Source organism: Candidatus Nitrospira nitrificans (genome assembly GCF_001458775.1).
GTDB lineage: Bacteria > Nitrospirota > Nitrospiria > Nitrospirales > Nitrospiraceae > Nitrospira_D > Nitrospira_D nitrificans.
The window spans coordinates 362326-375434 of sequence record NZ_CZPZ01000012.1; the positions used below are offsets into that span (position 1 = coordinate 362326).

At 56.7% G+C, this 13109-nt stretch carries 11 protein-coding genes; 5 read left to right on the forward strand and 6 right to left on the reverse strand.

All coding sequences use genetic code 11. From position 1 onward, the window contains the following. Positions 1 to 2: 2 nt before the first annotated feature. Both COMA2_RS09855 and COMA2_RS09860 read left to right on the forward strand, forming a co-directional pair. Positions 3 to 761, forward strand: a complete 759-nt coding sequence (locus COMA2_RS09855) for a phytanoyl-CoA dioxygenase family protein (RefSeq protein WP_245630951.1) — start codon at positions 3 to 5, stop codon at positions 759 to 761. Between the two features lie 257 nt (positions 762 to 1018). Continuing rightward, the gene (locus tag COMA2_RS09860; RefSeq protein WP_139077243.1) at positions 1019 to 1477 is read left to right on the forward strand and encodes a hypothetical protein; all 459 of its coding nucleotides are present in this window, start codon (positions 1019 to 1021) and stop codon (positions 1475 to 1477) included. Positions 1478 to 1755: 278 nt separating this feature from the next. Here COMA2_RS09860 and COMA2_RS21310 read toward each other — a convergent pair whose 3' ends face one another. The 6 genes from COMA2_RS21310 to mpqE all read right to left on the reverse strand — a co-directional run bounded on the left by COMA2_RS21310 (position 1756) and on the right by mpqE (position 9688). Beyond that, positions 1756 to 2376 (reverse strand): response regulator, encoded by a 621-nt coding sequence (locus COMA2_RS21310; protein ID WP_090897151.1) that lies wholly within the window; start codon positions 2374 to 2376, stop codon positions 1756 to 1758. A gap of 462 nt (positions 2377 to 2838) precedes the next feature. Then, positions 2839 to 3348 carry a DUF4149 domain-containing protein gene (locus COMA2_RS09870; RefSeq protein WP_090897154.1) on the reverse strand — a complete coding sequence of 170 codons (510 nt, stop codon included), beginning with the start codon at positions 3346 to 3348 and terminating at the stop codon, positions 2839 to 2841. Between the two features lie 95 nt (positions 3349 to 3443). After that, positions 3444 to 4829, reverse strand: coding sequence for a radical SAM/SPASM domain-containing protein (locus COMA2_RS09875; protein ID WP_090897157.1), 1386 nt, complete (start codon positions 4827 to 4829; stop codon positions 3444 to 3446). Between the two features lie 80 nt (positions 4830 to 4909). Continuing rightward, positions 4910 to 6976 carry a universal stress protein gene (locus COMA2_RS09880; RefSeq protein WP_090897160.1) on the reverse strand — a complete coding sequence of 689 codons (2067 nt, stop codon included), beginning with the start codon at positions 6974 to 6976 and terminating at the stop codon, positions 4910 to 4912. Between the two features lie 232 nt (positions 6977 to 7208). Further along, positions 7209 to 8831 carry a B12-binding domain-containing radical SAM protein gene (locus COMA2_RS09885; RefSeq protein ID WP_090897162.1) on the reverse strand — a complete coding sequence of 541 codons (1623 nt, stop codon included), beginning with the start codon at positions 8829 to 8831 and terminating at the stop codon, positions 7209 to 7211. An 80-nt stretch (positions 8832 to 8911) separates the two neighbouring features. Further along, positions 8912 to 9688, reverse strand: coding sequence for a methyl-plastoquinone biosynthesis methyltransferase MpqE (mpqE, locus tag COMA2_RS09890; RefSeq protein ID WP_090897166.1), 777 nt, complete (start codon positions 9686 to 9688; stop codon positions 8912 to 8914). Between the two features lie 248 nt (positions 9689 to 9936). Here mpqE and pdhA point away from each other — a divergent pair, with 248 nt between their 5' ends. The 3 genes from pdhA to COMA2_RS09905 are packed head-to-tail and all read left to right on the forward strand — an operon-like array spanning position 9937 to position 13092. Further along, positions 9937 to 10902, forward strand: a complete 966-nt coding sequence (gene pdhA / locus COMA2_RS09895) for a pyruvate dehydrogenase (acetyl-transferring) E1 component subunit alpha (protein WP_245630953.1) — start codon at positions 9937 to 9939, stop codon at positions 10900 to 10902. Positions 10903 to 10909: 7 nt separating this feature from the next. Further along, positions 10910 to 11878, forward strand: coding sequence for a pyruvate dehydrogenase complex E1 component subunit beta (locus tag COMA2_RS09900; protein WP_090897172.1), 969 nt, complete (start codon positions 10910 to 10912; stop codon positions 11876 to 11878). A gap of 20 nt (positions 11879 to 11898) precedes the next feature. After that, a complete protein-coding gene (locus COMA2_RS09905; protein WP_090897174.1) occupies positions 11899 to 13092 on the forward strand; it encodes a dihydrolipoamide acetyltransferase family protein in 1194 nt (397 codons plus the stop codon). Positions 13093 to 13109 lie beyond the last annotated feature (17 nt).

The following is a 13109-nucleotide window of genomic DNA, read 5'->3' on the forward strand; positions in this document are numbered from 1 at the left end:
CAGTGACAAAACTCATGAGCAGCGTGGCTGAAGCCGTCGATCAAGCGATCACAAGATTGGATTTCGACCGGCTTCACCAGGAGTATTGGGAGCAAAACGAGTTCCTGGTCATCAAACAATTCTTGCCCCGTGCCTTCGTCGAGGAGGTGCTCGTTCCACAGGCTCAGGGCATGAAGGCGGATCTCAATCGAAACTATATTCCAGGCCATAAGAAGGGCGGGAGTGTCAGCTATTATACCGTGCAGGAGAAAGCTCCCCGCTTTCTCGACCTCTATCGGGCTGAGTCATTCCGGGCATTCCTGAACCGGCTTGTTCAGGCGAAGCTGATGTTCTGCCCGGACAATGATCCCCATTCATGCGCCCTCTACTACTACACTGAACCGGGCGACCACATCGGCTTCCACTACGATACGTCCTACTATAAGGGCGCTCGCTACACGATCTTGATGGGGCTTGTGGATCGGTCAACCCAGTGCAAGCTGGTGTGCGAACTCTTCAAAGACCACCCGACCAAGCAGCCCCGCCATCTTGAGCTGGTGACCGAACCGGGAGACATGGTGATTTTCAACGGTGATAAACTCTGGCATGCCGTCACGCCTCTGGGAGAGGGCGAGGAGCGGATTGCGCTGACCATGGAATATGTCACGAATCCCGATATGGGCGCGGTCAAGCGGTTGTATTCGAACCTCAAAGACTCCTTCGGCTATTTCGGCTTCGCGACGGTCTTCAAGCGGGCGTTGGGTCTCAACCGATCCAAGTAGCCTTCGTCCAAGGGGCTTGGTAATTCTTTTATCTGCGTATCTGTTCTCTTACATAACGCAAGGCCTCTCAACTCCGATCGATCCAGTTTAAATTCTGCTCATTGATAGCTGGTTGGCAGACCTCTGTATGTTTCCAGAAGGGGTCAGTGGTCATTCGTGACAAATCGCACGAGACGATATTGTACCAATCTGTCCGCTCTAACCAGGAGACCCCAGTAGCAAGATCTTCCACGTTCAGGATGCACTATACTTTGAGCATGCTCACTCTGACGCGGTATGCCGTCTCTGTGGTGATAGTTCTGCTGTCCATCGCGACGGCAAGCGTCAGTACCGCACAATTCGTTCCTCGGTCGAGACCGCCGTCCCTGCAATCGTATTACATGACATCCATTCATGAGGTTCTGTCCGACCCCGGACACTATCAGTTCCGAATCGTACGGATCCGAGGAGTCGTGCAAACTATTACTCAGGTCCCGCAACCCACCGCGTGTGGTTTAGGAGTCGCCTATGAGATTCATGTGAAGGACGAGTCTGGTGAACTGAAGGTGATTGATCTAGGACCGTGCGGAAGGGGGAACAGAGGACTGGTGTTGTCGGAAACGCTTGTTGGCGGTGAGCAGATTGATGCTCTCATTCATGTCTCGTTCACGAATCACCCGAGTGAGTCTCCCAATCCACCCGAAGGGCTTCTCCAGTGGCTTGAACGAACCGAATAACATGACCGAACTTCTTTTCTCGCCTCGGATAATGAGGATCTGAGAACTCCAATACGGCTAACGGAGACGGAGAAAATTTTTCTGAGGGACAATCGTGGGCGCATCGTCATTTCGTCGGCGAGGTCTTTGGCAATGTCGCTGAGGTTCGGACTAATGAACATGCAGCTGCTTGGAGGGAAATCGCTACTCCTGGAAGGCCGTAATTTCTCCGAAACTATATCACGCCCCGACGACCGTCAGGAATAAGACCGTCTCTCTTATCCGAAAGCATTTCCGATTCAACTCACCGTCGAAGACGACGTCGTGCCGATGGCGCGATGTAGGATCCCGCATAACTCTGCTCGCTCCCATGGTTTGGTCAAACGGGCATACGCGCGTAAAGGCCCTAGATCCCTGTTTGAGGCCGATAAGACGATCACGGGAAGGGAGGGACGGGAAACTTGGAGCTTCTCCAAAATCGAGGAACCATCTCCGTCGGGGAGTCCGAGATCGAGGAGGACCGCATGGTAGGCATTCTGTTCGAGGGATGAAAAGGCCTGGCTGCAGGTTTGTGCACAGTCAACATGGAATCCTTCGAATTCGAGCAAGTCTTGTAAGGCCATCGCAATATCGGGATCATCCTCGACAACCAATATGGAATGCGCTGTTCTCGCCTTAACGCTCGTGTTCGTGTCTGGACTCAGTTTGTGATCTGAGTCTGACGCCGCCTGCGGGAGATGTATCTCAGAATCGACGAAGGAGAAAGGGGCTGTCTGGACCGTCTCACTTGGTTTCGTGGCAATGGTTGAAGGGAGCAGTGCTGCCTTGGCCGGGCCTGATCCGGAAGGGGCATCAGATCGTGAGAAAGAGAGAGGTTTTCTTACCACGTGAGTGACCGTCAGCTCCATAGCGCGCTCCATTCATCCAAGATGGCCAAAATGTTCTTCGACCCTCACCGGTTGAGGAAGCAATGTCCGTTCCGGATTGCCGAGTTGATAGTTGTGTGGCTAAGTGATTGATTCTTTTATCGTACGTCTGGAAATATACGATTGTCTGAAATGCGGAACTGTATCGAGCTGATACAGCGGTTGTCTCATTTGAGACAGAGCAATCGTCTCTTAAAACGGTGAGCGTGAACGCAGACCATCAGGCTGTTGAAAAGCAATTACAACAGCAATGAGCCCTGCTTGAGATCGTAGATACTATTAAAACGTAGAACGCTCGCAGGCAGTCAAAAAGGCCATTGTTCTCACCCACCCGCTCCGAACTGCTCCGGCAGCTCTTGCTCGGTGGTACGTTGAGCCTCTGAATGATGCGCCTTGCCTCGCGAAGCCGCTTCGGCAAGGCGGGGAACAGCGCTGGTGGAATTTTTCAACACCCTGCTATTGATGCAGGTGTTTCATCGCGGCGGCGCAGAGGACGATGAAGAACCCCATCCAGAGGGCGGCGCGCTGGAAGGGGATGGCCTCATAGGACTCCCCCTCATCGGCCTCGTCGTCTGCCTTGAAAATGACCGTGTAGAGGAACAGTGTGAGGAGCCCCAGCACGAGAAGAAGCTTGATCATGAAGACCATGAGATACTTGGAGTGGTGCTGGATCCCGTTCCCCGTTTGTGACGTGATGACCTGATTGACGTAGTGGAGATTCACGCCGCCGGTGAACAGCAGGACGACTACGAGAATGCCGGCGACTTTCTTGTAGTGTCGGTAAAAAATATCCGTGATGGGTTTGATCTGATCCTTGGGAACGGCCTTCTCCAGCCCGGGTGTCACCGCCATCACGAGAAACGCCAAGCCGCCGATCCAAATAATCGCTGAAAGCAGATGTAACCAGTGGTTGACGATCGGAATGAGGATATTGAGATCGGTGGTGATACTTTGGAGAGCATCCATGCAGAGGCCTCGCTAAACGTGAATCGTTAAACGTGAACCGTGAAAAGCTATGGAGACTGACGAATGGCTGGTTTCATACGATTAACGAATGACGATTAACGGTCAAACTTGAAAACAGGTGCGTCATTGCCGAATCGTTTCTTGCGCAATTCCTCCATCAATTCAACGGTGATGAGCTGCACATTGTTTTCGCGGGCATGCTTCTCCACGCCTTTCTTCACCATGGCGCGTAGGAAGTAGGGGATACGGCTCAATCTGAGCGCGGATGCGTCGTCCCACGTGACGTCGGTCTCTTCCGCGACATTGAACGCTACCTTGATTTTTTCGCCGCCTTTCGGGGTATAGAGGCACCACTGATCTTCATCCAGCCAGTCACCATGGTCGACATAGGGACGGGCGCGGCACCCCCCGCAGATGTCGGTATATTCGCAGTCCCCACATTTCCCCTTGAGTTGTGGATAGCGGAAGGAATTGAAGACATCCGATCGTTCCCAGAGATCGGCGAAGCTCTGTCGGCGGATATTCCCTGCCGACAGCGGCATATAGGGACAAGGGGTTAACTCACCGTTCGGCGTCACCCGGGCGTAGTTGGTGCCTGCCAGGCATCCTCCCCCCATGTATCCGGTCGCCTTCGTGATCGGAGAGTTGGGGTCCTTCTCATAGGCCAACCGTTTGAAGTGCGGGGCGCAACGGGCGCGGACCAGCATGCCCTTGTAATTATCTTGGCAGTCGACGAGGTAGCCAAGGACCTCTTCATACTGCGCGGGCGTGATATCCGTCAGCTCCTCGCCACGTCCCGTGCACACCATAAAGAATACGTTCAGGACGCGGGCGCCAAGTCGGTGCGCCCAGTCAATGACCTCGGGCAGTTCCCGATAGTTCATCGGCTGCGCGCTGAAATGCACTTGAAATTGGAGGCCATTCCGCTTGCTGGCTTCAATGCCGGCTATCGCGGCCTCCCACGCGCCTGGAACGCCACGGAAAGCATTGTGCTTGGCGGGGTCCAATGAATCAATGCTGATACCCACACCCATCACGCCGATTTCCACAAGAGTTTTGGCCATCTGGTCGTCAATCAGCATCCCGTTTGTGCCGAAGACCACCATAAAGCCGAGTTTGACGGCGTACCGAGCAATGTCAAGAATGTCAGGACGCACCAATGGTTCGCCGCCGGTAATGACGAGAAGACACCCCTTATTCACTTCTGCGATCTGCTCGATGAGCCGGTAGCACTCTTCAGTGCTCAGCTCATCGTCCCCGCCCGCTGCTTTGGTCGTCGCATCAAGATAACAGTGGTTGCATTTGAGGTTGCAACGTTTGGTCAGGTTCAGCGCAACGAGGTAGGGTTTAAAGTCGTCAACCGTCCGCCCATCGAACGGTCCGTCCCCCTTTGGAACGGGGGTGAAGAACTGGGCGATTTGTTGCTGCAAGGAGCCCAAGGCGCCCGAAGGACCGTTGAAGATGGGAAGCGATTTACCCATAACGTGTCGTAGGTGTTAAGGTGGAGGACTCGTCAGAGGAAGGCTCTGGGGTTCAGCACCAAAAACTTAGCGCGCGAGACTTACCCGCGTCCCTTTCCGGTGAGGTCGGCAATCATGTCCTTGAGATTGCCTGTCTTCATCGCTTCAGCCATATATTCTTTTGCCTGCTCGATCCCTTCATTGGCGACCTCAATCGTGATCAGGGTCGCGCCGATTTTCTCGGCATGCTTGAGAATCAGCGCCTTGGTGCAATCACGCATGAAGCCCTCCGGAGCCCGATCCAATCTGGCTTGTGCGTCGTCCGTCCAGGTATAGGGTGACGCGGCTTCGACATGACCGTTCGTCCCGTTCCCGTTCGCCGCCGCAAGGGTGGCTTCCGCGGCCGGCGAGGTGCCGGTGCCCTTGTTGGAGAAAATGGGTGTATAGTCTTCGGATGCGGCTTCTTTGATGACCGGCGCCGCATATTCGAGCGTGATGGTCGTCATGCCCAACTTCCGCGCGCTCTTTTCAATCCTGGCTTTCGCGCGTCTCCGCTGGAAGCCGGCCGGCACGACACGGATCGCTTCTTTCGCATCCTTGGTCCATTGCATCGGCACATCGTCGTACGCCACATCCGTTTCCAGTTCACCCTCGGCCGTCGCGGCTACTTCGAAAATCTTTTTATCGACCTGTTTGAATCTCGTCCCATCCGCGCTGCACACCGGACATTTGACCGGGGCGTCACCCTTCCCGATATAGCCGCAGCCGTCGCAGACGAAATACGTTTGCCCCATACGATCCAGGTAGGCCTGTGTGGAGGCATTGATCTCTTTCGGCTTCTCCTCAACGATCTGGGTCATGATTCCGCTCAATGTCGGACCCATGAGATCTTTGGTCACGCCCTCATCGGCCTGCATCTTATCGCGGTCGATGCCCGCTGCGTCCAGATTGCCGCCAAGCGCGCGCATGGCGTCCATGGCGCCTTTAGGCAGAATGTGTCCGACCGCGGCGTCAACGACGGTATTACTGATGATGGTGTGGCCTTTTTCGATGGCATACCGATGAATGGCCGTCTTCGCCACGCCTCGCGCGAAAACGGGGATCTTTTCCATCCGCCGCAACGCTTCTTCCGTCCAGGCGATCGTGTACTCGGCCTGCGTATCGATCGGAGGCACGTATTTGCGGTTGGAGATCAGCACATTACAAGGGGCGCTCCGGAGCAGGTTTTCGGTGTTGCTGCCGACGTCCATGTCCTCGTCGCTATGGACGCCGATGCGCCCGACGATGAGCAAGGCAGGGACATCTTTGCGGACGTACTGAATGATTTTTTCGAATGCTTTGCCGTCCAGCAACGTCGTTTTCACATCCGTTTGCTCGGCCTGGGCGATTTCTCGGGAAATGTCCAAATGAGACTGGTAGATCTTAGCCAAGCCGCTGTCGATGATTTCTTCGTGCAGTTTTTCTTGTTCCTTGAAGCGAAAGACTTTGCCGGCTTCTTCGTTAAGGACACCGGAAATACTGTGGAATGCCGCGTAGTGGAAATAGGGATCAAAGGCCGAAATCGCCTCCACCGGCATGTTGAAGGCCTTGCCGAGCGCCAAGCCGGTCATCAGCCCGCCGAACGAGTAGGGGCTGCCGTCGACGGCCACGACGATCTTTCCACCGGTTATGGGCTGAACGTTCTTGATGATCAGCATGTCGGAGTTACGGACCCGGCGGACCACGCGTTCGGTATTGCTGCCGATGACGCTGTCCTTGACCGCTCCGACGCCCAAGGCGCCCATGATGACGAGGTCATACCCGTTGGTGTTGATGTCCTCGGCCAGCACCTTCCAGTTTCGTCCTTCGAGCGAGCGTCGCTCGACCGGGAGATTCGCTTCGTTACATTTCTTGTCGACGTAGTCGAGGTAGGAGTCCGTGATGATTTGGAGTCCTCGGGTGATCAGCGAATCGTGGATCTGGCGCTGACGGTCAAGCTCCTTCTCGTCATGGTATTCCTCCGGGAGGCCCGCTTCCATCTGCTTGAAGCGTTTATCATGCATCTTCGCGGCGTAGACATGGCTTCCCACGATCCTGGAACCGAAGGTTTTTGCCAAATGAACGCCGACATCCACCGCGGTATTCGAATGGTCGGAGTTATCGACCGGAATATAGATCGTCTTATACATTGAGGCGCCTCCTTAAGGCGCGAGTTTGGTCAGAGGAGAGGAGTCGTAATTGTATGAAAATCCAAATGATTGACGTACGGCCAACGCCTCTAAAGAGTAGGAATGATAGCACTGGCTCAAACGGGAATGCAAGGCGCCAGGTGGTCAATAGTCCATGGCCATGAGTCAGTGGCAGAAGACGTATCATCCGTCTATCGACCAGTGACCATCGACTCATGACCGATGACGAAGTTTAACCGACCGAACTTGCTCGAGGCTCAGCTGTCTGGGGAGGAGAGTGGGTTGGTTTGCGCGAGCGGATGATTTCCTCGATCGAAAGCAAGGCGTCCCGTCCGGAATTGCCTTCGATCCCTCTGCTGAGGTTTTGGTCGGCATAGGGTGGTTCTTCCGATGACTGGGACAAGGATCCGGTCCATCGGCGGGGATCGCGGCTACCCTGTTTCCGTTCCCAGGCCCGGAGACAAGCCTTGGCGATAATCTTGTTGAGCGGGGCAGGGTTATACAGCAGCTTCCTGATACTGGTCGGTGTCAGCATCAAGGGGTTATAGCCGGCCGACAAATATCCCTCTTCCAGTAGACGTTGTTCCAGGTCGGTATTCGGCTGGATGCCGAGGAAGAACATCAACGGGAAGACCCGCTCTTCCCCGAGGATCGCCGCCACCTTCTTATAGGCCTCCACGCTTTGGAGGAGGCTCTCTTCCGTTTCCTTGGGGCTATTGAGAGAGTAGTTCAGGATGACTTTCCCTTTGAAACCGGCTTCCGCCAGATACCGGCAGCCATCATAGAGCCGTTCCAGCTTGAAGCCCATGTGCAAATTGTTCAGCACCTCTTGGGAACCGGAGGTGATGGCGACTTCCAGATCGCCCACGCCGGACCGCACCATCAGCTTGGCGAGCTCAGGGGTAATCAACGAGGTTCTGATGTAGCCGGACCACTCGATCTCGAGCTTCTCCGCCACAATTCGCTCAAGAATTTCCGTGCATTGCGGATAGGCTTCCTTGCCCGTAATAAATTGGGCGTCCGTAAACCAGAACCGACGGGCGCCCCACTGATGGTAATGCTGCGAAATATCTTTGACGACCATCTCCGGTGGCCGGTAACGCACCCGCTTGCCTTCAATGTAGGGGTAGAGGCAAAAGGCACAGTCGTACGGGCAGCCCCGCTTGGACTGCACGCCGATCGATTCCCCGATATAGTCCCCATATTGAGGAAAAATCGAGGTGAGATAAGGCAGATCGACCGTGAGCGCATCCAACAGCGCGGGGGAACCCTGCCGGCCTTTTCGGATCTGTTTGCCTTCTTTGACGATGTACCGCTCATCCTCGATCGAGCGGCCTTCAATGACCTTCAGGATGGCGTCTTCCCCTTCGCCAAGGATGCCGATCGTGCCTTCCGGGAGCTTTTCGATCAACTGATCGGCAAACGCCGTAAACGCTCCTCCGCCGATCATGATCTGGGCCTTGGGGAACTCCTTGCGGATCAGCGCCGGGTACGACAGGATCGTATAGATGTGATTGTAATACCGGTAGAGCTGCTTCACGCCCGCGATGGAAGCGGTGACTCGCTTGAGAGGGTTGCTGGCAAAATAGAAATTAAAAGCATGCTCTAACGACGAATCGCCTTCATGCGGCGAAAAGATCTGAATGTCTCGCCATGAGAAGCAGACCAGGTCCGGCTTGAATTCCGTCGCCGCGTCGCGGATGGCTTGGCTGCGCTGCGCGACTGGAAACAACGAGAGATCGAGAATGCGCTGACGCACGTCCGGTTTCCGCCGATGAATAAAATCCGCCAGGTAGGTGATCCCGATGGGGTAGACCTTCTTACAGGGGAGGAAGATATAGAGGATTGAGTTCATGGGAGCCGTCAATCGTCAGTGGCCAATCGTGAAGAGCGCTCGTGCGTAACCGAATGACGTTTGACGAATGACCATTGGCGTCATTTGGTTGCGACGTGTATCGCGACGATGCCACCGCTGAGGTTCTTGTACGACACCTGACGGAACCCGGCATCGCGCAGAACCTGGCACAACCGCTCTTGGTCGGGAAATGTCCGGATCGACGCCGGAAGATACTCATAGACGCCGGTGCGATCGCGGGCGACGATGGTGCCGATCCAGGGCAGCAGTTTGAACGAATACCAATCGTACAGCGTTCGCAACCAACCGAATATCGGACGTGAAAACTCCAGGCACACGAAGCGACCACCGGGCTTCATCACACGGCGAATTTCTCGCACGGCGCCTGGTAAATCCCCAACGTTGCGCATGCAAAAACCGGTGGTGACCGCGTCGAAGGTGTTGTCTCCGAACCCCAGATGTTCCGCGCTTGCCTGCAAGCAGGTGATCTTGTCGGAGAGTCCCTTCCCGCCGATCTTCCTAAGGCCTTCGGCGAGCATCGCATGGTTCAGGTCCGAGGCGATGACACGTCCCTTGGGCCCCATTCGAGACTCGAGCAAGAGGGCAAGATCGGCCGTGCCGGATCCGACATCGAGCGCGGTCCCCCGTCCGACGGGCGTAATGAAAGAAGCGGTAATCTTCTTCCAGTGATAATGCAGGCCGAAACTTAACAGCGTGTTATTCAGGTCGTAGACGCCGGCGATGGAGGTGAACATCCGCTGCACGGCATCTTCGCGGGCCTGGCCGGACCAGGTGGACACCACCTTTGCCGGGGCCTCTGAATCCTGTGCCAATGGACGACGATCGGTTCCCACCATTTCACGGTGGTAGCACCCGGTTTCAAGCTTTGTCAAGGTGAGTCATCCGGTGATCAGGTGGTCGGATCTTGCGAGCGGCTCCATGGCGGTTAGGGATCCAATCTGAAAATTGCCGGGGCGCAATCCAACGCGAAACGCATGAGGGGTCCGACTTGGTGGGACCAGGTCCTCATGCGCTCTACAGCCCTTCTCGGTCGTCGTATGATTCTGGTTGAGTTGCCTTTGAGCCGACTTGCATAATAGTCGATATGGACCCGGCTGATCTCCTCTCGCTGTATCGTCAGATGTTGCTGATTCGTCGATTCGAAGAGAAATCGGCGGAGATGTACGCCCTTGCCAAGATCGCCGGCTTTCTTCATTTGTATATCGGTGAGGAGGCGATCGCGGTCGGCGCCATCGCTTCCCTTCGGCCGGACGATTACGTCATCAGCGCCTATCGCGACCACGGACATTGTCTTGCGCGCGGGTCCGATCCGGGCCGAGTCATGGCCGAGTTGTTCGGCAAGGCGACCGGCCTCTGCAAAGGCAAGGGCGGGTCGATGCACTTAATCGATCTGTCGCACAGGTTTATGGGTGGGTATGCCATCGTGGGAGGCCACATCCCGCTCGCAACGGGTCTGGCCTTTGCGAATAAATATCAATCGCTCGATCTGGTCACGGTCTGCTTTTTTGGTGAAGGGGCGCTGCCGAGCGGGCAGGCGCACGAGGCGTTCAACCTGGCTGCTCTGTGGAAACTGCCGGTGATCTTTATCTGTGAAAACAATCGGTATGGCATGGGCACACCGGCCGAACGGGCCATCGCGCTGTATGGGGATGTAGCCGAAACCGCTCGATCCTACGGCATCGCGGCGGAATCGGTGGACGGCATGGATGTGCTCGCGGTCCGTTCGGCGATGCAGCGGGTGGTGGCGCAGGTCCGTGCGGGGGATGGGCCTTGGTTCATCGAGGCGACGACCTACCGGTTCATGGGCCATTCGATGGCGGACCCGGCGCACGGTCACTACCGGACCAAAGAGGAAGTGGAGGAGTACCGAAAACGTGATCCGCTTGTCTTGTTGAAGCACGCCATGATGGCTCGGAAGCTGGCGGACGAGGCGGACTTCAAGCAGCTGGAGGGGGAAATCAGAGAAGTTGTGCGGGCCGCCGTGAAGTTTGCAGAAGAAAGTCCGTTTCCGGCCCGCTCGGATCTGCACGCCGACGTCGTACAGGAGTAGGCGAGCAATGGAATTGTCGTATCGTGAAGCTCTGAATCAGGCCATGCGCGAGGAGATGCGCCGGGACCGGCGCATCTTTTTGATCGGCGAAGACGTCGCCTACTATCAGGGCGCCTTCAAGGTCAGCAAAGGATTCGTCGAGGAGTTTGGGCCTCAGCGCGTGATCGATACGCCCATCACCGAAGCCGGCTTTACCGGCCTGGCCATCGGCGCCGCCATGGCGGGGTTGCATCCGATTGTAGAACTTATGACGATGAATTTCGGCGTCCTGGCCCTCGATCAGATCGTCAATAACGCCGCCAAAATCCGGTATATGTCCGGAGGACAACTGTCGGTGCCGCTCGTCATCCGCGGCCCCGGGAGCGCCGCCCACCAGTTGGGGGCCCAGCATTCGCAAAGTCTGGAGGCCTGGTTCTGCCATGTGCCGGGACTGAAAGTCATCGCGCCCGCTACGCCGAACGATGCGAAAGGTCTGCTCAAGAGCGCGATCCGAGACCCTAACCCGGTCATCTTTATCGAAGCGCAGCTTTTGTACGGCACGAAGGGCGAGGTGCAAGAAGGTGAGTTCACTATTCCAATCGGCGTCGCCGAGGTGAAACGGACGGGCCGGGACGTCACCATCGTCGCGTATTCGAAAATGCTGTTGCTCGCGCTGGAAGCCGCCGACGCGCTGAGCCGCGAAGAGGTCGAGGCGGAAGTGATCGATCTGCGCACGCTCAAACCGCTGGATCTTCAGACGATCGCGGCGTCGGTCAAAAAGACCGGGCGTCTGGTGATCGTCGAGGAAGGCTGGCATTTCTGTGGCCTGGGCGCGCAGATTGCCGAGAGCGTGTATTCGACCACGTTCGATTATTTGGACGGTCCGATCCGGCGAGTCACCGGTGAAGATGTGCCCATGCCCTATTGCCGCCCGCTGGAAGATGCGGCGATTCCGGACGTGCCGCGCGTGATCGAGGCCGTCAAGTCGCTACTGTGAACTGTGAGGGGAGGAGAGCCATGGCAAGCCGCGTTGTAATGCCCAAACTCACGGATACGATGGAAGAGGGCGTGCTCCTCCAATGGAAGAAACGAGAAGGGGATTCCGTACAGGCCGGAGAGGCTCTGGCTGAAATCGAAACAGACAAAGCGGTCATGGATCTTGAAGCGTTCGCCTCCGGTATTCTTCGGAAGATACTCGTGCAGGATGGGGAAACAGTGGCGTCTGGAACGCTGTTGGGCGTCATCGGCGAGGCGGATGAAGACATCACGGAAGCCTTGTCCGACAAGGTCATGCCCGTGGCCTCGACCGGCGCCAAGCCCGCAGTTGCATCGACAATCTCGCCCGGCGCGTCACCCATGGGTACAGGAGAGAATCGCATCATCGCCTCCCCGCGGGCCAAGGCCCTGGCCGCTGAGCGGGGGATCGATCTCTCCGCGGTAACCGGCACCGGTCCCGGTGGGCGAATCGTCGAGGAGGATGTGGCCGGCGCGCAAGGGACTGCAACGACGACGATGCCGGCCGGAACCGATCAGCCCCTGACGCAAATGCGGAAAGCCATCGCCAGGGCGACGGCGCAGAGCAAAGCGCCGGTGCCGCACTTCTATCTGACGAGGGAGATCGACATGGACGCGGCGGAGCAGTTTCGCCGTCAGTTCAAAAAAGACCGGCAATCTCATCCTTCAATGACCGATCTGCTCATCAAAGCCGTGGCTCTGGCGCTCCGTAAGCATCCGGAACTGAACGTGTCCTATACCGGCGAGGCGATCAGGCGGTATGAGCGAATCGATATCGGCGTTGCGGTCGGCATGGAGGACGGCTTGGTGACGCCCGTCATTCGCGATTGCGGCGCCAAGACGTTGGAAACGATCTCATCTGAATCGCGGGCGCTCATCGAGCGGGCGAAACAGAAACGGCTGCAACCGCAGGAATACAGCGGCGCCACATTCTCCATCTCCAATCTCGGCATGTTCGGGGTGGACAATTTTCTCGCCGTCCTCATCCCACCGCAAGCCGCCACACTGGCCGTCGGTGCCGTTCGGGACGTGCCGGTCGTTGTTTCGGGCGCCGTGAAAGCCGGCCGCAGAATGCACGTGACATTGTCGTGCGATCACCGGGCCATCGATGGTGTGATGGGCGCGAAGTTTCTGATCGAGCTGAAGCGCATCGTCGAACACCCGCAAGAACTTGCCGCCCAGGCGATGAAGTCCTGAAGCCAGCGTCTGGAGGG

Coding starts and splice junctions, on each gene's coding strand:
- COMA2_RS09885 (WP_090897162.1), bottom strand. CDS start 8,831: ATGAACTCAATCCTCTATATCTTCCTCCCCTGTAAGAAGGTCTACCCC.
- mpqE (WP_090897166.1), bottom strand. CDS start 9,688: ATGGTGGGAACCGATCGTCGTCCATTGGCACAGGATTCAGAGGCCCCG.
- COMA2_RS09860 (WP_139077243.1), top strand. CDS start 1,019: ATGCTCACTCTGACGCGGTATGCCGTCTCTGTGGTGATAGTTCTGCTG.
- pdhA (WP_245630953.1), top strand. CDS start 9,937: ATGGACCCGGCTGATCTCCTCTCGCTGTATCGTCAGATGTTGCTGATT.
- COMA2_RS09875 (WP_090897157.1), bottom strand. CDS start 4,829: ATGGGTAAATCGCTTCCCATCTTCAACGGTCCTTCGGGCGCCTTGGGC.
- COMA2_RS21310 (WP_090897151.1), bottom strand. CDS start 2,376: ATGGAGCGCGCTATGGAGCTGACGGTCACTCACGTGGTAAGAAAACCT.
- COMA2_RS09905 (WP_090897174.1), top strand. CDS start 11,899: ATGGCAAGCCGCGTTGTAATGCCCAAACTCACGGATACGATGGAAGAG.
- COMA2_RS09880 (WP_090897160.1), bottom strand. CDS start 6,976: ATGTATAAGACGATCTATATTCCGGTCGATAACTCCGACCATTCGAAT.
- COMA2_RS09870 (WP_090897154.1), bottom strand. CDS start 3,348: ATGGATGCTCTCCAAAGTATCACCACCGATCTCAATATCCTCATTCCG.
- COMA2_RS09900 (WP_090897172.1), top strand. CDS start 10,910: ATGGAATTGTCGTATCGTGAAGCTCTGAATCAGGCCATGCGCGAGGAG.